Here is an 18,360-nt window from a genome sequence, read left to right as displayed (position 1 = left end):
GACGTGCGGCCTCACTTGATGGCGTACCAATCCAGGCGATCCGCCGAGACGAGACAGTCCCCGATGACTGCCCGGCTCACTGCGGCGCCTCAGAAAGGAAGAGCTATGACAGCGTCAGGAAAAATGATCTCCGGCGTACGGACCTTTGTGGCCGACGTGACCGAAGGTTTTCTTGAAATCACCCACAACAGCTTCGCCCTCATCGGCCTGGCTGTCGCCTTTGTCGTGATCACCCTCACGGCCCGCCCGGACTTGCGCCAGGCTGGCGAAGCGCAATTGATGAACTGGCTGCAAGCCCGCCAGGTGGAAGTGCTTGGCATGCCCATCGAACCGGAAGCCAGCGAGCGCGCCACGGCAGGTAACCCCAAGGACCTGCCCAAAGAGCAGGCCGCAGTGGCCTTCTGGCTCAGCAAGAAGTACCGCGTGGCCCCCGAGCCGCTGAGCGTGCTGGTGGCAGAGGCCTATGAAATCGGCGCGAAGTCCAAGATTGATCCCACGCTGATCCTTGCCATCATGGCTATTGAGTCCAGCTTCAATCCGTTTGCACAAAGCGCCGTTGGCGCTCAAGGGCTCATGCAGGTGATGACCAATGTGCACACCGACAAGTACCAGAATTTTGGCGGGCACTTTGCAGCCTTTGACCCGGTGAGCAATCTGCGCGTGGGCGTGAAGGTCCTGCAGGAGTGCATTGCACGCGCCGGCTCGGTGGAAGGTGGACTGCGCTTTTACGTGGGCGCGGGCAACATGGCCGACGACGGCGGTTATGCGGCCAAGGTGATGTCTGAGCATTTCCGCCTGCGGCAGGTCGCAGGCGGCCGCACCATGCCCACCACGCCACCTCCAAGCCTCTCCACACAAGCTCCCGTACAGGCCATTCCGGTCTCTGCACCGCCCGCAACGCCAGCAGCCAGCGGCGACAAGGTGGCCCTGCTCTCCGCGCTCTGACCTGGGCTTCTAGCCCGGGGGAAGCACACCTCCCCGGGGCACGCCCCTCAGCTCCCCGACACATTTGCGCACGCCACGTCAGCTACACTAGCGATGTACGCGACTGGCGATAGGCGCGGCATCTGGACACAGGGTGCCGCCGCTGACGTGGAAACCGACAAGGGCTTGCCTCTTGTGAACCACTGGGAAGCGTGCCGCACGGGGTTCATCCCTTCTGCGTTCAGCCGTTCGCCTGGGCAGCCCTTGTTTCAAGGGACACAAGTTCATAGGACTGCCAATCATGTACGACCGCAATCTTCTTGTCGAACAAACCGACCCCGAGCTGTTTGCCGCCATCCAGGCTGAAAACGCCCGGCAAGAGCACCACATCGAGCTGATCGCCAGCGAGAACTACGCCTCCCCCGCCGTGATGTGGGCGCAGGGCACGCAACTGACCAACAAATACGCCGAAGGCTACCCTGGCAAGCGCTACTACGGTGGCTGCGAGCATGTGGACGTGGCCGAGCAGTTGGCCATCGACCGCGTCAAGCAGATCTTCGGCGCCGAGGCCGCCAACGTGCAGCCGCACTGCGGAGCCTCCGCCAACGAAGCCGTGTTCCTGGCCTTCTTGAAGCCCGGCGACACCATCATGGGCATGAGTCTGGCCGAAGGCGGCCACCTGACGCACGGCATGCCGCTGAACATGTCCGGCAAGTGGTTCAACGTGGTCTCCTACGGCCTGGATGCCAACGAAGCCATCGACTACGAAGCGATGGAGAAGAAGGCCCACGAAACCAAGCCCAAGCTCATCATCGCCGGAGCCTCGGCCTACAGCCTGCACATCGACTTCGCACGCTTTGCCAAGGTGGCCAAGGACGTGGGCGCGATCTTCATGGTGGACATGGCCCACTACGCTGGCCTGATCGCCGCGGGCGTGTACCCCAACCCCGTGCCGCACGCCGACGTGGTCACTTCCACCACCCACAAGAGCCTGCGCGGCCCCCGTGGCGGCATCATCCTGATGAAGGCCCAGCACGAGAAGGCCATCAACAGCGCCATCTTCCCCGGCCTGCAAGGTGGCCCGCTGATGCACGTGATCGCGGCCAAGGCCGTGGCGTTCAAGGAAGCGCTGCAGCCCGAGTTCAAGACCTACCAGGAACAGGTTGCCAAGAATGCCAAGGTGGTGGCCGAGACGTTGACCGCACGCGGCCTGCGCATCGTGAGCGGTGGCACGCAAAGCCACGTGATGCTGGTGGACCTGCGCGCCAAGGGCATCACCGGCAAGGAAGCCGAGGCCGTGCTGGGCGCCGCCCACATGACCATCAACAAGAACGCGATCCCCAACGACCCTGAAAAGCCGATGGTCACGAGTGGTGTGCGCATCGGCACCCCTGCCATGACCACGCGCGGCTTCAAGGAAGAAGAAGCCCGCATCACCGCCCACCTGATCGCCGACGTGCTGGACAACCCCCGCGACGAAGCCAATATCGCTGCGGTGCGTGCCAAGGTCAATGCGCTGACCGCACGCTTCCCCGTCTACCGTTAAGCCAGGGACTCGGCAGCCACCATGAAGTGCCCCTTCTGCAGCCACCTCGAAACGCAAGTCGTTGAAACGCGGGTGTCTGAGGATGGGGTCTTCATCCGCCGCCGCCGCCAGTGCGGCGCGTGCGACAAGCGCTTTACCACCTACGAACGGCCGGAAGTGAACTTCCCGGCCATCGTCAAAAAGGACGGCCGGCGCATCGAATACGAGCGCGGCAAGCTGCTTGCCTCGTTCAACCTGGCGCTGCGCAAGCGCCCGGTCAGCACCGACCAGATCGACAGCGCCATCGAGCGCATCGAGGAAAAGCTGCTCAACCTGGGCCAACGCGAAGTGATCTCCAGCCGCATTGGCGAGCTGGTGATGCGCGAACTCAAGAAGCTCGACAAGGTGGCCTACATCCGCTTTGCCAGCGTGTACCGCAGCTTTGAAGACATCGACGACTTCCGCGCCATGGTCGATGAAGTGCGCAAGTAACCGGCACCTGCATTCGTATCTGCACCGGTGTTCGCCCCAGGGCCGGGCGATTTCAAGGATTTTTGCAATCCAGCGCTTCACCAGCAAGCGCTAGCAGCTACAAATAATATAGCAAACAAGCATCCACAGAAGATGGATGTACGCCGGAGTGGGCCACCGCTGTCGCGTATGCCACACCGCAAAATACTCCTGTATTGATAGCTACAAACGCTTTCCGAATAAGCGCTAGAGGCCAATTTGACTTAAAAATTGGCTTGGCGTGCGCCGGTGCGCCCCCCCGCCAGTGCCCGACAATGCGCCCGGTGAAAACCCGCCACTTCCTGCAGCTGGTGCTGCTGTCCGCCCTGTGGGGCGCCTCGTTTCTTTTCATCCGCATTGCCAGCCCTGTACTGGGGCCCAACGTCATGGCCGCGCTGCGCATTGGCCTGGCCACGCTGACGCTCATCGGCATCATGCGGGTCGCCAACGAATCGTGGCCGTGGCGCCATTGGCGGGAGCTGCTCGGGCTGGGTACGCTCACGGTCGCGGTGCCCTTCCTGCTCTACTCGTGGGCCGCCTTGCACCTGCCGGCGGGGTACAGCTCACTGCTCAACACCATGGCCGTTCCGTTCAGCGTACTGGCCGCTGCGTGGATGAAGGAGGACACGCTGAGCCTGCGCAAATGGCTGGGCTGCCTGTGCGGCTTTGCGGGCGTGGCCCTGATCGTGCAGCTGGGCCCCATGGAGCCCACGCCAGCGCTGCTGATCGCGGCCCTGGGCTGCATCGTCGCTTCGGCCTGCTACGGCGTTTCGACCACCTGGATGAAGCGCGCCACCACCCGCATGTCGCCCCTGTCGATCGCCGCCGGCATTCACGCCGCAGCGCTGGTGTTGCTGCTGCCGGGTGCGGCCTGGAGCCTGCCCGAAGCGCACTTCACACCGGGCGCGCTGGCTGCTGTGGCGGTGATGGGCGTCGTGACCTCGGGCCTGGCCTACTGGCTCAACCTGCGGGTGCTCCAACATGTCTCGCCCGTGGCGGCCATGAGTTCGGCTTTCATGATTCCGCTGTTCGGCGTGGCCTGGGGCCACATCTTTCTGGACGAGGCATTGGGCACCGGGATGGTGTGGGGCGGAGCGCTGGTGCTGGTGGCCACCGGTCTGGTGACCGGCTTCAACCCATTGCGCTGGTTGGCGGCACTGCGCCCAGGGCGCAGCTAAGTGCCGGACAACACCGCCCAACCACCCGAACGGGCAGTTCAGCGGGCCACGCGGGAAATACGGTCGATGGCGGGCACCGGCACCGGACTGTGGGCGCGGAAGTAGGCCTCCAGCGCGTCCAGGTCCAGCCCACCCACCAGGCGGTCACGGCCTTGGGCCAGCACCGTGAAGTTGTCGCCACCGCTATCGAGGTAGCTGCTCAGCACCACGCGCACCAGCGCATCGTCCTGCAGCGGTGTGCCGTTCAGCGCCATGTGGCTGATGCGCGCACCCGCTGGCTGGGTGAGGTCGTAGCGGTACGAAAACCCTGCCGACGCCGACAACACCCGGGGCCGCTGCACGGTGTTGCTGCCGCTGGCGAACTGCTGTTCCAGCGCCGCCTTGACCTGCGCTCCCGTGAAGGTCTTGACGACCAGCTGGTTGCCGAATGGTTGCACCGCAAACAACTGGCCGTAGCGCACCAGCCCCTGTCCGTCGGGCACCAGGTCAGCGCGCAGTCCACCCGGGTTCATGAACGACAGCTGCGCCCCACCCTGCTCCGGTGCACGCGTGGCATGAAGCTGCGCGTCGGCCACCAGGTTCCCCAGCGCGCTTTCTAGCGATGGAGCCGGCGTGCGCCGCAGGGCCGCAACGGCCTGCCCCACGGGACGCTGGGCCAGCGGCACGGCGGCGGCGCGGTAGGTGTCGATGACCTTCTGCACCTGCGGATCGGCCGGAAAGGTCGGCACGGCCGAGGTGAGCGGCACGTGCCCCTGGCTGCCGGTGAAAGCCTCGCCCTGCACCACCACGTTGCGCGCCGCCTTGTGCACCACGCGGCGCGTCCGGGGGTCTACCCGCAATTGAATGTCCGTGAGCAGCGTGCCGTACTGCCCGGCGCTGGTCAGCAGAAAGGGTTTGGCAGGGTTCACGCGGCTGTAGTCGCAGACATAGGCCTGGTGCGTGTGGCCCGAAACCACCACGTCCACGGCCGGATCCAGCCGCTCCAAAATGGGGACGATGTCGCCGGAGAGGCCCGCGCAGCTAGTCTCCTGCACACCCGCCGTGGTGCTACCGCCCTCGTGGATGACGACGGCGATCACATCGGCGCCCTGGGCCCGCAGCTGCGGAATCAGGGCATTGGCCGTGGCCGCTTCGTCCTCAAAGCGCAGGCCCGCAACGCCCGAGGGGCTGACCATGGTGGGCGTGGCCTGCAGCGTAAGCCCGATCACGCCCAGGGTGACTGTCACCCCACCCTCCGTGAAGCGCTTGAGCCCGGTGGCGGGCAGCAGCGTGCGCCCATCCTCGGTGCGCACGGTGTTGGCGGCCAGAAAACCGAACCGTGCGCCCGCAAAGGGCTGGCTGATCTGGCAGGGCTGGCGCGCGGTGAACTTCTCGCAGCCACCCTGCTGCAGGCGCAGCAGTTCGCGCCAGCCCCGGTCGAACTCATGGTTGCCCACGGCATTGAAGTCAATCTGCATGAGATTGACGGCCTCGATGGTGGGCTCGTCCAGGAAGAGCGAGGACACCAGTGGCGACGCACCCACCATGTCCCCTGCCGACACCACCGCATGGTGCGGGCCCCGGGCCTTGAGCGCCGCCATGGCACTGGCCAGGTAGGCCATGCCCCCTGCAGGCGCGGCCACGGGCCCTGACGGCCCCTGCACCCTGTGCGCCATGTGGGGCGGCTCCAGGTTGCCATGCAGGTCATTGAAGCCAATCAGCGTGATGTCGATGTACTCGGGCCCCTGCCCGCCCGCGAACGGCACGGCCGTGCCGCAACCCGCCAGCAGAGCCCCGAGCGCGCCCACCGCGGCAAGCGCCGACCCGCTGCGAGCCCAGTCCGATCCATTGAATGCCTGTGCCAACAACCTGCGCATGGGACTGCCTTGTTCAATCAAATAGGACTTACGCAAATCTGGATGCAACAGCCGCCTAGCCATGGAGCGAGCCGCATGCCCGAACCCAGTTTTTGCATAAGTCATGTCAAAGAAAAAAGGGCGCACATCGCTGCACGCCCCGCCATCACCTGCTTCAGCGCGCCCGGGCCCGCCCCGCAGCGCGCTGCACCCGCTACAGGAACGAGGCCTGGATGGGCGGCACCGGCGGCACCACATCGCCGCATTGGGCACGGTGGCGCAGGGCATGGTCCATGACGACCAGTGCGAGCAGCGCTTCGGCAATCGGCGCGGCACGGATGCCCACGCAGGGGTCGTGGCGGCCCTTGGTGATGACTTCGGTGCTCTTGCCATGCACATCGATCGATTCGCGCGGACTGATGATGGAGCTGGTCGGCTTGATGGCGATGCTCACCTCCAGGTCCTGCCCGGTGCTGATGCCGCCCAGCACGCCACCCGCGTTGTTGGTGCGAAAGCCCTGGGGCGTCATCGAGTCGCCGTGCATCGTGCCCCGGTGGGCCACGCTGGCAAAACCAGCGCCAATCTCCACCCCCTTCACAGCGTTCAGCCCCATCATGGCGTGTGCGATGTCGGCGTCGAGCTTGTCATAGAGCGGCTCGCCCAGCCCTACAGGCACGCCGGTGGCCTGCACGCGAATGCGGGCACCACACGAATCACCGGCCTTGCGCAGGGCGTCCATGTAGTCCTCGTACTGCTGCACGTCGGCCACGGGGGCGAAGAAAGGGTTGCTGCGCACATGGTCCCAGCTCTCGAACGGGATGGCCAGCTCACCCAGCTGGGTCATGCAGGCCCGGAACTGGGCGCCGTACTGCTGGGCCAGCCACTTCTTGGCCACCGCACCGGCGGCCACCGTGGGCGCAGTGAGCCGGGCCGAAGAGCGGCCACCGCCGCGCGGGTCGCGGATGCCGTACTTGTGCCAGTAGGTGTAGTCGGCATGGCCGGGGCGGAAGCTCTCGGCGATGTTGCTGTAGTCCTTGCTGCGCTGGTCGGTGTTGCGGATCAACAGCGCGATCGGTGTGCCGGTGGTCTTGCCCTCGTACACGCCGGAGAGGATTTCCACCGCATCGGGCTCGTTGCGCTGGGTGACGTGGCGGCTGGTGCCGGGGCGGCGCCGGTCCAGGTCCGCCTGGATGTCGGCCTCGGTGAGCGGCATGCCGGGCGGGCAACCGTCGATCACGCAGCCAATGGCCGGGCCGTGGGATTCACCAAAGTTGGTGACTGCGAATAGGGAACCGAAGGTATTGCCGCTCATGGCGATGGATTATCCCAGAGCGGCGACCACCGGCTCGGCACACGCGATGGAGCACCCTGCATCAAGGCCGGGGTGCGAAATGTGGTGCAGACAAACACACGCCACAAACGCGCTTGGCATTGCAACGCGCGCTTGCTAGCATCAGTACCCGATCTTTGGGACGTTCATGCCCGTTTCAGCCCCGCACTCTTCCGATTCCCCATCCCACCCCGGCACCCCGCCGCCAGCCCCCCTGGCCGATGCCCCGTTGCGCCGGGCATTGGACGCCAGCGACAACGCCATTGTGATGAGCGACAGTGCCAGGCACGTGGTGTATGTCAACGAAGGGTTCACACGCCTGTTCGGGTTCAGCCCCACCGAGGTCCTGGGCAAATACCTCAGCGATGTGTTGCTGGGCCCGCACTCCGACCCCGGGCTGCTGGGGGAAATCCGTGACGGCATCCACAAGCAGGGCGTCTTCCATGTCGAGACGCTGCTGTACAGCAAGGCCGGCCAGCCGCGCTGGGTGGCGATGATGATCAATGCCTCGGACGAGGCCTCGGGCGGGCCGGGCGGCACCATCACGGTGCTGACCGACATCACGCTCACCAAAATGCACGAAGTGCTGCAAAAGCGGGTGCTCGAGGGAATGGTCAACGAACTGCCGCTGGCAGACCTGATGACCCTGGTATGCCGCGAAGTCGAACGCATCGCCCCCGAAGTCACGGCATCCATCCTGGCCGTGGACGAGCGGGGCCTGCTCCGCCCGCTGGCGGCTCCGGGGCTGCCGCCTGCCATCAGCCAGGCGCTCGACGGAGCTCCCATCGGGCCCCGTGCGGGCTCCTGCGGTGCCGCAGCCTTCCGGGGCGAACCCGTGGCGGTCACAAACATCGCCACCGACCCCCTGTGGGCCGACTACCGCGCCCTGTTTGAGTCCAGTGGCATGCGGGCCTGCTGGTCCAGCCCGATCTGTGACCATACGGGAAAGGTGATTGGCACCTTTGCGTTCTACTTTCGGGAGCCGCGCGGCCCGGACGCGCTGCACCACCGGCTGGTGGACGTGTGCCTGCACCTGTGCGCGCTGGCCATTGAGCGCAACGCCACACGCGAGCGTATTCACCAGCTTGCCTTCTTTGACGAACTCACCGGGCTGCCCAATCGCGCCATGTTCCGCAGCAGTGCCGCACGGGCGCTTGTCAGCCTGCGGCAGGACAACCACCCCGGCGCGCTGCTGTTCATCGATCTGGACCGCTTCAAGCAGATCAATGACATACAAGGCCATGCCGCAGGCGACGCACTGCTGTGCGAGGTGGCCAAGCGGCTGACGCAATGCCTGCGTGCGCGCGATCTGATTGGCCGCTTGGCGGGTGATGAATTTGTGCTGCTGCTGTCCGAATGCACCACCGAGCAGGCCGTGCAGACAGCCCACCGCATGCTGCAAGAAATGGCACGCCCCATGGACATCCACGGACAGGCCCATGTCTGCCACGCCAGCATTGGCATTGCGATGTTTCCGGAAGATGGCGATGCGATCGACACACTCCTGCGCCATGCCGACCAGGCCATGGTCCAGGCCAAAAGCGATCACCGGCACAGCCTGCAATTGTTCAGTGCCGAAATGAACCGGCGCGCGCAGGAGCGCGCCGCCCTGGAACGTGCCTTGCGCCAGGCCCTGGCCGACCGCAGCCTCAGCCTGCACTACCAGCCCCAGGTGCTCAGCATTGCACCTGGCACCCTGCACGGCGTGGAAGCCCTGGCGCGCTGGCAACACCCCGAATGGGGCATGGTGCCCCCCACCCGGTTCATCCCCGTGGCCGAAGAAGCCGGGCTCATTCACCAGCTGACCCTGTGGCTGCTGGACGAAGCCTGTGCACAGCTGTCGGCATGGCGTGCGGCCGGCCACAGCGTGCCCTGCGTGGCCGTGAACCTGTCGGGGCGCAGCTTCCACCAGGCAGAGTTTGCACAGCAGGTCTGTGATGCCCTGGAGCGCCACGGCCTGAGCACGGACGATGTGCTGCTGGAGATCACCGAAAGCGTGATGATGGACGCGCGACCGGTGACGCTGGCCAACATCGAGGCGCTGCACAACAAGGGGTTCAAGCTCTCGCTGGACGACTTCGGCACGGGTTACTCCAGCCTGAGCTACCTGCACCGCCTGCCCATCAGCGAACTCAAGCTGGACATGGCGTTTGTGCAAGACCTCACCACCAGCCCCACCGCACGCGCCCTCACGGTGTCGGTGCTCAGCATTGCCCACAGCCTGGGCACGGTGGTAGTGGCCGAAGGGGTGGAAACCAGCGGGCAACAGCAATGGCTGCAGGCCCACGGTTGCCCTGTCATGCAGGGCTATCTGTTTGGCAAACCCATGCCACCGGATGAGCTGGAGGCCTGGCTTGGCGCGCAGGTGCCGGGCCTGCGCTGAGAATAGAGCCCGGTACCCGGGCGACGCGGCGGTCAGCCGCTGCGGGACTCGTCTTCCGGCCAGTCGCGGATGTAGGCCTTGAGCATCTTGTTCTCGAAGTTCTGGCTGTCCACCACGGCCTTGGCCACGTCGTAGAAGCTGATCACGCCCATGAGCATCTTGCGGTCCATCACGGGCATGTAGCGCGCATGGCGGTCCAGCATCATGCGGCGCACTTCGTCCATGTCGGTTTCGAGCGTACAGGTCAGGGGTGCATCGTCCATCGCCGTGCGCACCAGCATCGTCCCCACGCTGCCGCCGTTCTTGACCACGGCCTGGATCACCTCGCGGAAGGTGAGCATGCCCACCAGGTCTCCATGCTCCATCACCACCAGGGAGCCGATGTCGCGTTCGGCCATCAGGCCCACGGCGCCTGCCAGCGGTTCGTCGGGCGAAGCGGTGTACAGGGTGTTGCCTTTGACGCGAAGGATGTCGCTGACTTTCATGGTGCTGGGTCTCCGAGAGGGCAAGAGCAGCGCGGCAGGCGCTGTAGACAATTTGCTACCAAATATAGCCCACAATGCCCGGCTGAATTGACAACATGGGAGACACACAGATGCCCGGTTACTCCGACCCCGGCTTTGACACGCTGGCCCTGCACGCTGGCGCCAGCCCCGACCCCGCCACCGGCGCACGCGCCACCCCCATCCACCTGACCACGTCATTCGTCTTTGAATCGAGCGACCATGCGGCCTCGCTGTTCAACCTGGAGCGTGGCGGGCATGTGTACAGCCGCATCAGCAACCCCACCAACGCGGTGCTGGAGCAACGCGTGTCGGCCCTGGAAGGCGGCGTGGGCGCCATCACCACCGCCAGCGGCCAGGCAGCGCTGCACCTGGCTGTGGCCACATTGATGGGCGCAGGCAGCCACATCGTGGCCAGCACAGCCCTGTATGGCGGCTCGCAGAACCTGCTGCACTACACGCTCTCGCGTTTTGGCATCGAGACCACCTTTGTGAAGCCCGGCGACATCGACGCCTGGCGCGCCGCCGTGCGGCCCAACACCAAGCTGTTCTTTGGCGAGACCGTGGGCAACCCGGGCCTGGATGTGCTGGACATCCCCACCGTGAGCGCTATTGCCCACGAGGCGGGCGTACCGCTGCTGGTGGACTCCACCCTGACTTCGCCCTGGCTCATGCGGCCGTTGGAACATGGCGCCGATCTGGTCTACCACTCGGCCACCAAGTTCCTCTCGGGCCACGGCACTGTGGTGGGGGGCATCGTGGTGGATGGCGGCAGTTTTGACTGGGACGGCCCCAAATCCGCCGGCAAATTTGCCGAGCTGACCCAGCCCTACGACGGCTTTCACAACATGGTGTTCACCGAAGAAAGCACTGTGGGCGCCTTCCTGCTGCGCGCACGCCGCGAGGGCCTGCGCGACTTTGGCGCCTGCATGAGCCCGCACACGGCCTGGCTCATTCTGCAGGGCGTCGAGACCCTGCCGCTGCGCATGGCGCAGCACATGCGCAACACCGAGAAGGTGGTGGAATTTCTGGCCGCGCAGCCCTTCGTGTCACGCGTGGGCCACCCCATGCTGGCATCGCACGGGAGCCATGCGCTCGCGCAAAAGTTGCTGCCGCGCGGCGCGGGCTCGGTGTTCAGCTTTGACCTCAAGGGCAACCGCGAACAGGGCAAGAAATTCATCGAAACCCTCAAGGTCTTCAGCCACCTGGCGAATGTGGGCGACTGCCGCAGCCTCGTGATCCACCCTGCCAGCACCACGCACTTCCGCATGACCGACGAGGCCCTGGCCAGCGCGGGCATCACCCAGGGCACCATCCGGCTGTCCATTGGCCTCGAAGACGCCGATGACTTGATCGACGACCTCAAGCGCGCGTTGAAAGCCGCCGAGAAAGCAGTAAACCCATGAACCCCCACGCTCATCACTTCGTGTATTCGCTGCCCCCCAAGGGGACGCAGGCCTCCCTTGGGGCGGCCCGGCGGGAGTCCTGACCATGCACCTCCAAGTCAACGGCGCTGCCATCTATTGCTACACCGGCGGCAAGGCATTTGATGCTGCCAAGCCCACGGTGGTGTTCATCCACGGCGTGCTCAACGACCACAGCGTGTGGGCCCTGCAAAGCCGCTACATGGCCAACCACGGCTGGAACGTGCTGGCCATCGACCTGCCGGGCCACTGCCGCAGCGACGGTGAAGCGCCCGCATCGGTGGAACAGGCGGCCGACTTCATTGGCGCACTGCTCGATGCCGCAGGCGTGCAGCGCGCGGCGCTGGTGGGGCACAGCTGGGGTTCTCTCATCGCCATGGAAGCCGCCGCGCGGCTCAAGGACCGCGTCAGCCACCTGGTGCTGGTGGGCACGGCCTTCCCGATGAAGGTGTCGCCCGCCCTCATCGAGGCCTCGCAGAGCGACCCCGAAAAGGCCCTGCGCATGGTCAACGTGTTTTCGCGCAACACGCTGGCGGCGCCCCCGTCTGCGCTGGGGCCGGGCACCTGGGTGTTTGGCGCCAGCATGGCGCTGGGCCGCAAGGTGCTGCGCAGCAACCCGGCCGTCAACGTGTTCCACCGGGGGTTTGTGGCCTGCGACAGCTATGCGGGGGGCGAGGCCGCCATGGCGCAACTCACCTGCCCAGTGCTGTTTGCGCTGGGCGCGCAGGACCAGATGACCGCGCCCAAGGCCGCGCAGGGTTTGATCAGTGCTGCACGTGCAGCGGGCAAATCGGTGCAGGTGGCAAACCTGCCGGTGGGCCACCACCAGATGACCGAGGCACCGGAAGAAACGCTGTTCGCGCTGCGCGATTTCCTGGCCCGCTGATCCCGCAGAGGCAATACACGCCGCTGGCCTGCCGCACCGCAGGTCAGCGTGCGCCGCGCCGCCAGACAGGCCACTGCCAGAGCGTGAAGGCCCGCAGCAGCCACTCCACCGGGCCATAGGCATGCATGGCCATCCAGCGGCGGCTCCACGCCAGCTGGGTGGCGTACAGCACCAGCACGCCCAGCACCACCCACCCTGGCGACACCTGGCCCACCAGCGCCAGGCCATAGGCCGTGAAGACCAGCGCCCCCACCAGCGACTGCAGCAGGTAGTTCGACAGCGCCATGCGTCCCGCAGGCTCCAGCGCCGCGCCCAGCCGCTGCCCGGCAGGGCCGCGCTGCAGAAGCCACAGCAGCAGCGCAACATAGCCAAAAGTGAGCAGCGGCGCGGTGGCCAAATCCACCGCCAGCGCGGCCAGGCCCACCTGCTCGGGCTGCTGGGCCCCGCTGGCCCCGGACTGCACCGAGGCATAGAACAACGCGCCCGCCACACCCACAGGCAGGCAACACGCCATCCAGCGGCGCAGCCGCGCGGGTTGCCGCGCCACGGTGGCCAGATAGCCGGTGCGGTGCGCCGCCAGCCCCAGCAGGAACATGGCCAGCGCACACGGGCCCTGCACGAATACCAGCACAAACCACACGCCCTCGGCCATGTCCCGCCCACGCTGCGCAATGGCCTCCAGGGCACTGGCGCGATACGCCTGCGCGGCCTGCTGCGCCTTCGCGTGCAGCTCGGCCAGGGGCAGGTCCATCGGCGGCACCTGTGCCACCAGCCAGGCCAGCAGGCCCCAGCCCCCGGCAGTGGCGCCCAGCAGCGCCAGTGCCAGCACCACCGCCATGGCCGGGCGCACGCCCCGCCATGCGAGCAGCAGCAGGCCCAGCAGCGCGTAGGTGACCAGGATGTCGCCCGCAAACAGCAGCCACGCATGCCCCAGCCCCAGCAGCAAGAGCCCCAGCAAGCGCCGCAGAAAGCGCGGAACAAAAGCGCTGCCGGCGCGCTGGGCGGCGTCCATCTGCAGCGCAAAGCTGTAGCCGAACAGCAGCGAGAACAGCAGGTAGAACTTGGTCTCGAAGAGGAAGCTCACCAGCCACCGCACAGCGTGGTCCACGGGCCGCGAGAAGGCCGGGTCGGACACCCCCACGCCAAAGTAGGTAGAGGCAAAACTGCCCGCATTGACCATGAGGATGCCCAGCAGCGCAAAGCCGCGCAGTGCATCGATGGCGTGCTCGCGGCCCACTGACGGGGCACTGCCAGGTGGGGTGGTGGTGGATTCAATGGAAGTCATCATGGCCATAGTGGCAGAACCCGTTCAAGGACAGCCCGCAACAACCCCTGTCCATCAAGGCACAGCATTTTTTGGGGCCTGGGCGTATAAAGCGATTGGCACCGGGGCAGTCCCGCCCACAAGGAGACAACGATGGACATCAGTGCACCCCACCCCCCCACCGACCCGCGCACCTTCAAGCGCTTTGCCGACTTCTACCCTTTCTACCTGAGCGAGCACAGCAACCGCATCTGCCGCCGGCTGCATTTCGTGGGCTCCACGCTCACCCTGGTCTGCATGGCCATGCTGCTGGCCACGGGCAAGCCGCAGTACCTGCTGTACGGGCTGCTGTGCGGCTACGGCTTTGCCTGGGTGGGTCACTTCGGCTTTGAGAAGAACAAGCCCGCCAGCTTCAAGCGGCCGCTCTACAGCTTCATGGGCGACTGGGTGATGTACAAGGACATCTGGACGAGGAAGGTGCCGTTCTGAAGCGGTGATTCGCCACAGCTGCCACGGCGATAAATTCAAGTAAAAACAGGCCCTAGCGCTTATCCAACAAGCGCAAGTAGCTATATTTTCGATAGCTTACACAAACCCTACTCGCTGCGCGCCCAGGGCGGGGTCAGCGCCAGCACCCGGCTGCAGCACATCCTCCAGCAGCAATCCGTCCAGCCGGGCCTGTGACCACAGCGGCTGCAGGCTCTCGGCGCGCTCCAGCAGCAGGCGCTGCACCAGCGGTGCGAGGGGTGTCGCGCCCGGGTTGGCCAGCAGCACATAGCGGGGCTCGGGCACATCCGATGCGTCCACGGCCGCATCGTTGACCTGGCCCACCCAGTCCAGCGCGGTCAGCGCCTCCAGCACCGGGGCCAGCTGCAGCACGTCCACCCGCAGCAACTGGGCGAGCTGGCCAGGGCGCAGGCCTTTGAGAGGCTGGTGGCGCACGCGGTGCAGCTGCTGCAGCACCTCCACCGCCAGCTGAAACGTCCAGCCCGCCACCGTGCTGCGCCGCGCCACACCCGCCAGCAAACTGGGCAGGTAGGCCGTGACCACCGCCCCCAGCAGCACGATGACCCAGGCCACATAGATCCACACCAGCAGGATAGGCAGCGTGGCAAACGCGCCATACACCACCGAATAGGTGGGCACCTTGCCCAGGTACAGCGCCAGCACCTTTTTGGCCAGCTCGATGCACACCGACACGAACAGCCCGCCCGTCCAGGCATGCCGCCATTTGACCGGCGTGTTGGGCACATAGTGGTACAGCGACGCCATGCCGCCCGCGAGCACCACGAACTGGATCGAATCGAACAGCAGCTGCACACCATCGGGCAGGCGCTTGACCAGCCCGCCCGAGGCCGACATCACATACGACGTGAGCGCCAGGCTGGCCCCCATGAGCAGCGGGCCGAGCGTGATGGCGGCCCAGTAGATCAACACCCGCTGCCCCAGCGGCCGCAGCCGCTGCACGCGCCAGATGTCGTTGAGGGTGCGGTCGATGGTCAGGATCAGCGCCAGCGCCGTCGCCAGCAAGATGCTGAAACCGGCCACCCCCAGGCTGCTGGCCTTGGCTGCAAACTGCGTGAGGTAACCGAGCACCTGGCGCGAGATGCTGTCGGGCACCAGGCTGTTCACCAGCCAGCCCTGCAGCGCATCCTGCAGCTTGCCGAAGATGGGGAACGCCGTGAACACCGCCAGTGCCACGGTGAAGAAGGGCACCAGCGCCAAAATGGTGGTGAAGGTGAGGCTGCTGGCGGTCAGGCCCAGGTGGTCTTCACGGAACCGCTCGCGCAAGGTCTGCGCAGTGGTCCGCCAGGGAAAGTGCGACAGCTCGGTCATCAGCGCTTCGGTGCGCGACGCTACTGTCTGTAAGGAAAAGGGCATGGCCGATATGATGCCACCCCAATGACTGCCTCCCCCGCCGCTCCTGCCACCCCAGCCGCCGCTTCCGTGCCCGCGCTCCCCTCCGACAACTCCGTGGCCGCCACGCGCTGGGTGGCCACCGGCTGCCTGCTGGCGCTGATCGCGCTGTGCCTGGCCTGGGAGCTGGCGCTGGCACCGCTGCGCCCCGGCGGCTCCTGGCTGGCGCTCAAGGCGCTGCCGCTGTGCATTCCGCTCGCCGGCATCCTCAAGAACCGCATGTACACCTACCGCTGGGTCAGCCTGGTGATCTGGCTGTATTTCACCGAAGGCGTGGTGCGCGGCTGGAGCGACAAGCCGCCCTCGCAATGGCTCGCCTGGGCCGAGGTGGCGCTGTGCCTGGTGCTGTTCACCGCGTGCACGCTGCACGTGCGGCTGCGCCAGCGCAATGCGAAGGCCGCGGCAGCAGCAGCGGCAGTCCCTGCGGCCACATCGGCGCCCTGATGGCTGTCAATGCATGTTGATGCCATCGATGCCGCGAACACCCTGGATGCTGCTGCCACACCCTTTTCCTGACTTTGAAAAAGCTCTGCCATGACCACTTTGCTTGACACCCTGCGCACCCTTGTCGGCCCCGCCCATGTGATCACCGAAGGCGACCTCTCTGCCTGGGAGCAGGACTGGCGCCGCCGCGTGCGCGGCAAGGCCCTGGCCGTGGTGCGCCCCGCCAGCACGCAGGAAGTGGCCGCCGTGGTCAAGGCCTGCGCCGCAGCGGGCACCTCCATCGTGCCGCAAGGCGGCAACACCGGCCTGGCCGTGGGCTCCACACCCGACGACTCCGGCACGCAGATCGTGCTGAGCCTCACGCGCATGAACGCGGTGCGCAGCGTGGACACCGACAACCTGACCATGACCGTGGAAGCCGGCTGCATCCTGCAGAACCTGCAGGACGTTGCGCAGAACGCGGGTGTGCTGTTTCCCCTGTCGCTGGCGGCCGAGGGCAGCTGCACCATCGGCGGCAACCTGGGCACCAACGCGGGCGGAACGCAGGTGGTGCGCTATGGCAATGCACGCGACCTGTGCCTGGGCCTCGAAGTGGTCACCGCCCAGGGCGAGGTGTGGGATGGCCTCAAGGGCCTGCGCAAGGACAACACCGGCTACGACCTGCGCGACCTGTTCATCGGCAGCGAAGGCACGCTGGGCATCATCACCGCCGCCACGCTCAAGCTCTACCCCGAGCCCGCAGCACGCCTCACGGCCTGGGCTGCCGTGCCGTCGATGGAACACGCCGTGGCGCTGCTGGGCTTGGCGCACAAGCAGCTGGGCGCGGGCCTCACGGGCTTTGAGGTGATGGGGCAGTTTGCGCTGAGCCTGGTGGGCAAGCACATGCCACAACTGCGCGTGCCGTTTCTGGGCGACGACAACGCGCCCTGGTGTGTGCTGCTCGAAAACTCCGACAGCGAATCCGAGGAACATGCCCGCGCCCGTTTCGAAGCGCTGCTGGAGACCGCGTTCGAGCTGGGCTGCGTGACCGACGCCGTGGTGGCCGAGAACCTCACCCAGGCCAGCCAGCTCTGGCACATCCGCGAAAACATTCCGCTCGCGCAGGCCGAGGAAGGCCTGAACATCAAGCACGACATCTCCATCCAGATCTCGCGCATCCCCGCCTTTGTGGCGCACACCGATGCGGTGCTGCAGCGCGAAATCCCCGGCGTGCGCCTGGTCAACTTTGGACACCTGGGCGACGGCAACCTGCACTACAACGTGCAGGCGCCCGCGGAAGGCGATGCCAAGGCCTTCCTGCGCGACCATGAGCAGCATGTGCACCACCTGGTGTACGAGGCCGTGGCCGAGTTCGGCGGCTCGTTCTCGGCCGAGCATGGCATTGGCGAGCTCAAGGCCGACAAGCTGGAGAAGTACCAATCGCCCGTGGCGCTATCGATGATGCGTGCCATCAAGCAGGCGCTGGACCCGCAGGGGATCATGAATCCCGGGCGGGTGCTGCAGCCACGCGCCTGACAGACGGTGGCCCCACAAGGCCACAGCCCCCGCACATCCCTTGCGCCCCCTGTTCACCGCCCATCCGCAACCCTTTCCAGGAAGGCCCGTCCCATGACCGCTACCGTTTCCGTGCGCCCCGTTCAGTCCGAAGACTACGCCGCATGGCGGCCGCTCTGGGATGGCTACAACGCGTTTTACGGCCGCTTTGGCGCCACTGCGCTGCCCGAACACATCAACGCAACCACCTGGCAGCGCTTGCTGGACCCGGCAGAGCCCGTCTTCTGCCTCGTGGCGCAGGACACTGCGGACGGCAAGATCCTCGGGCTTGCGCATTACCTTTTTCACCGCAGCACGACACGCATCGATCCGATCTGCTACCTGAGCGACCTGTATACCCACGAAGCCGCACGGGGCCGGGGCGTGGGGCGTGCGCTCATCGATGCCGTCTACGACGCGGCACGCGCGGCCAGATCGTCCCGGGTGTACTGGCAGACCTACGAAACCAATACCACCGCGCGAGTGCTGTACGACAAGATGGCCAAGCACCACGGGTCCATCGTCTACGCGCAGGAACTCTGATCAACGCCTGCCAGCCACGCCGGATTTACTATTAAAACAATAGCTGCTTGCGCTTACGCATCAAGCGCCAGAGCCATTTTTTATCAAAATTCTCGCTTCCAACGACGGCCACAACCCTGATGAACAGGGCACTCGGCGGGGTCGTGGCTCTGGGCATCGCG

16 protein-coding genes and 1 riboswitch are annotated in these 18,360 nt (G+C 65.9%); of the genes, 11 read left to right on the top strand and 5 right to left on the bottom strand.

The genetic code is table 11. From position 1 onward, the window contains the following. Positions 1-105 precede the first annotated feature (105 nt). The 4 genes from IB243_RS15340 to IB243_RS15325 all read left to right on the top strand — a co-directional run bounded on the left by IB243_RS15340 (position 106) and on the right by IB243_RS15325 (position 4,137). Entirely contained in the window at positions 106-945 is an 840-nt protein-coding gene (locus IB243_RS15340) for a lytic transglycosylase domain-containing protein (protein WP_192428127.1), read from the top strand. A gap of 89 nt (positions 946-1,034) precedes the next feature. Further along, positions 1,035-1,190: riboswitch (ZMP/ZTP riboswitch) on the top strand. Positions 1,191-1,225: 35 nt separating this feature from the next. Continuing rightward, positions 1,226-2,470 carry a serine hydroxymethyltransferase gene (gene glyA / locus IB243_RS15335; protein WP_192428125.1) on the top strand — a complete coding sequence of 415 codons (1,245 nt, stop codon included), beginning with the start codon at positions 1,226-1,228 and terminating at the stop codon, positions 2,468-2,470. Between the two features lie 21 nt (positions 2,471-2,491). After that, on the top strand, positions 2,492-2,941 hold the full coding sequence (nrdR, locus tag IB243_RS15330) for a transcriptional regulator NrdR (RefSeq protein WP_010457813.1): 450 nt from the start codon (positions 2,492-2,494) through the stop codon (positions 2,939-2,941). Between the two features lie 293 nt (positions 2,942-3,234). After that, positions 3,235-4,137, top strand: a complete 903-nt coding sequence (locus tag IB243_RS15325) for a DMT family transporter (RefSeq protein WP_010457811.1) — start codon at positions 3,235-3,237, stop codon at positions 4,135-4,137. A 38-nt stretch (positions 4,138-4,175) separates the two neighbouring features. Here the strand turns inward: IB243_RS15325 and IB243_RS15320 are convergent, their stop codons facing one another. Both IB243_RS15320 and aroC read right to left on the bottom strand, forming a co-directional pair. Next, positions 4,176-5,993 carry a bifunctional UDP-sugar hydrolase/5'-nucleotidase gene (locus IB243_RS15320; RefSeq protein WP_192428124.1) on the bottom strand — a complete coding sequence of 606 codons (1,818 nt, stop codon included), beginning with the start codon at positions 5,991-5,993 and terminating at the stop codon, positions 4,176-4,178. Between the two features lie 193 nt (positions 5,994-6,186). Then, positions 6,187-7,284 (bottom strand): chorismate synthase, encoded by a 1,098-nt coding sequence (aroC, locus tag IB243_RS15315; protein ID WP_192428122.1) that lies wholly within the window; start codon positions 7,282-7,284, stop codon positions 6,187-6,189. A 166-nt stretch (positions 7,285-7,450) separates the two neighbouring features. Between aroC and IB243_RS15310 the strand changes: the two genes are divergently transcribed. After that, positions 7,451-9,685 (top strand): EAL domain-containing protein, encoded by a 2,235-nt coding sequence (locus tag IB243_RS15310; RefSeq protein ID WP_225584981.1) that lies wholly within the window; start codon positions 7,451-7,453, stop codon positions 9,683-9,685. Between the two features lie 32 nt (positions 9,686-9,717). Here IB243_RS15310 and IB243_RS15305 read toward each other — a convergent pair whose 3' ends face one another. After that, on the bottom strand, positions 9,718-10,170 hold the full coding sequence (locus tag IB243_RS15305; RefSeq protein ID WP_057225702.1) for a CBS domain-containing protein: 453 nt from the start codon (positions 10,168-10,170) through the stop codon (positions 9,718-9,720). 110 nt (positions 10,171-10,280) lie between these two features. Here IB243_RS15305 and IB243_RS15300 point away from each other — a divergent pair, with 110 nt between their 5' ends. Continuing rightward, positions 10,281-11,594 (top strand): O-acetylhomoserine aminocarboxypropyltransferase, encoded by a 1,314-nt coding sequence (locus IB243_RS15300; RefSeq protein WP_057225842.1) that lies wholly within the window; start codon positions 10,281-10,283, stop codon positions 11,592-11,594. Between the two features lie 85 nt (positions 11,595-11,679). Continuing rightward, a complete protein-coding gene (locus IB243_RS15295; protein WP_192428120.1) occupies positions 11,680-12,498 on the top strand; it encodes an alpha/beta fold hydrolase in 819 nt (272 codons plus the stop codon). Positions 12,499-12,541: 43 nt separating this feature from the next. Here IB243_RS15295 and IB243_RS15290 read toward each other — a convergent pair whose 3' ends face one another. Continuing rightward, complete coding sequence (locus IB243_RS15290) at positions 12,542-13,792, bottom strand: DUF418 domain-containing protein (protein ID WP_192428118.1); 1,251 nt, start codon at positions 13,790-13,792, stop codon at positions 12,542-12,544. A 123-nt stretch (positions 13,793-13,915) separates the two neighbouring features. Between IB243_RS15290 and IB243_RS15285 the strand changes: the two genes are divergently transcribed. Continuing rightward, a complete protein-coding gene (locus IB243_RS15285; protein WP_192428116.1) occupies positions 13,916-14,251 on the top strand; it encodes an Mpo1-like protein in 336 nt (111 codons plus the stop codon). Positions 14,252-14,347: 96 nt separating this feature from the next. On the opposite strand, the gene IB243_RS15280 is transcribed toward IB243_RS15285, so the two are convergent. Continuing rightward, positions 14,348-15,643: a YihY family inner membrane protein gene (locus tag IB243_RS15280; protein ID WP_192428114.1), complete on the bottom strand. Its 1,296-nt coding sequence runs from the start codon at positions 15,641-15,643 to the stop codon at positions 14,348-14,350. A 21-nt stretch (positions 15,644-15,664) separates the two neighbouring features. Here IB243_RS15280 and IB243_RS15275 point away from each other — a divergent pair, with 21 nt between their 5' ends. The 3 genes from IB243_RS15275 to IB243_RS15265 all read left to right on the top strand — a co-directional run bounded on the left by IB243_RS15275 (position 15,665) and on the right by IB243_RS15265 (position 18,199). Further along, a complete protein-coding gene (locus IB243_RS15275) occupies positions 15,665-16,123 on the top strand; it encodes a DUF2069 domain-containing protein (protein ID WP_192428112.1) in 459 nt (152 codons plus the stop codon). Positions 16,124-16,213: 90 nt separating this feature from the next. After that, positions 16,214-17,638 carry an FAD-binding oxidoreductase gene (locus IB243_RS15270; RefSeq protein ID WP_192428110.1) on the top strand — a complete coding sequence of 475 codons (1,425 nt, stop codon included), beginning with the start codon at positions 16,214-16,216 and terminating at the stop codon, positions 17,636-17,638. A 93-nt stretch (positions 17,639-17,731) separates the two neighbouring features. Continuing rightward, positions 17,732-18,199, top strand: coding sequence for a GNAT family N-acetyltransferase (locus IB243_RS15265; protein ID WP_057225693.1), 468 nt, complete (start codon positions 17,732-17,734; stop codon positions 18,197-18,199). The last annotated feature ends 161 nt before the right edge of the window (positions 18,200-18,360 follow it).

Origin of the sequence: Acidovorax sp. ACV01 (assembly GCF_014851495.1) — a bacterium.
Lineage (GTDB): Bacteria > Pseudomonadota > Gammaproteobacteria > Burkholderiales > Burkholderiaceae_C > Acidovorax > Acidovorax radicis.
The sequence above is the reverse complement of the archived record's forward strand: the minus strand, read 5'-3'. Positions and strand labels throughout refer to the sequence as shown.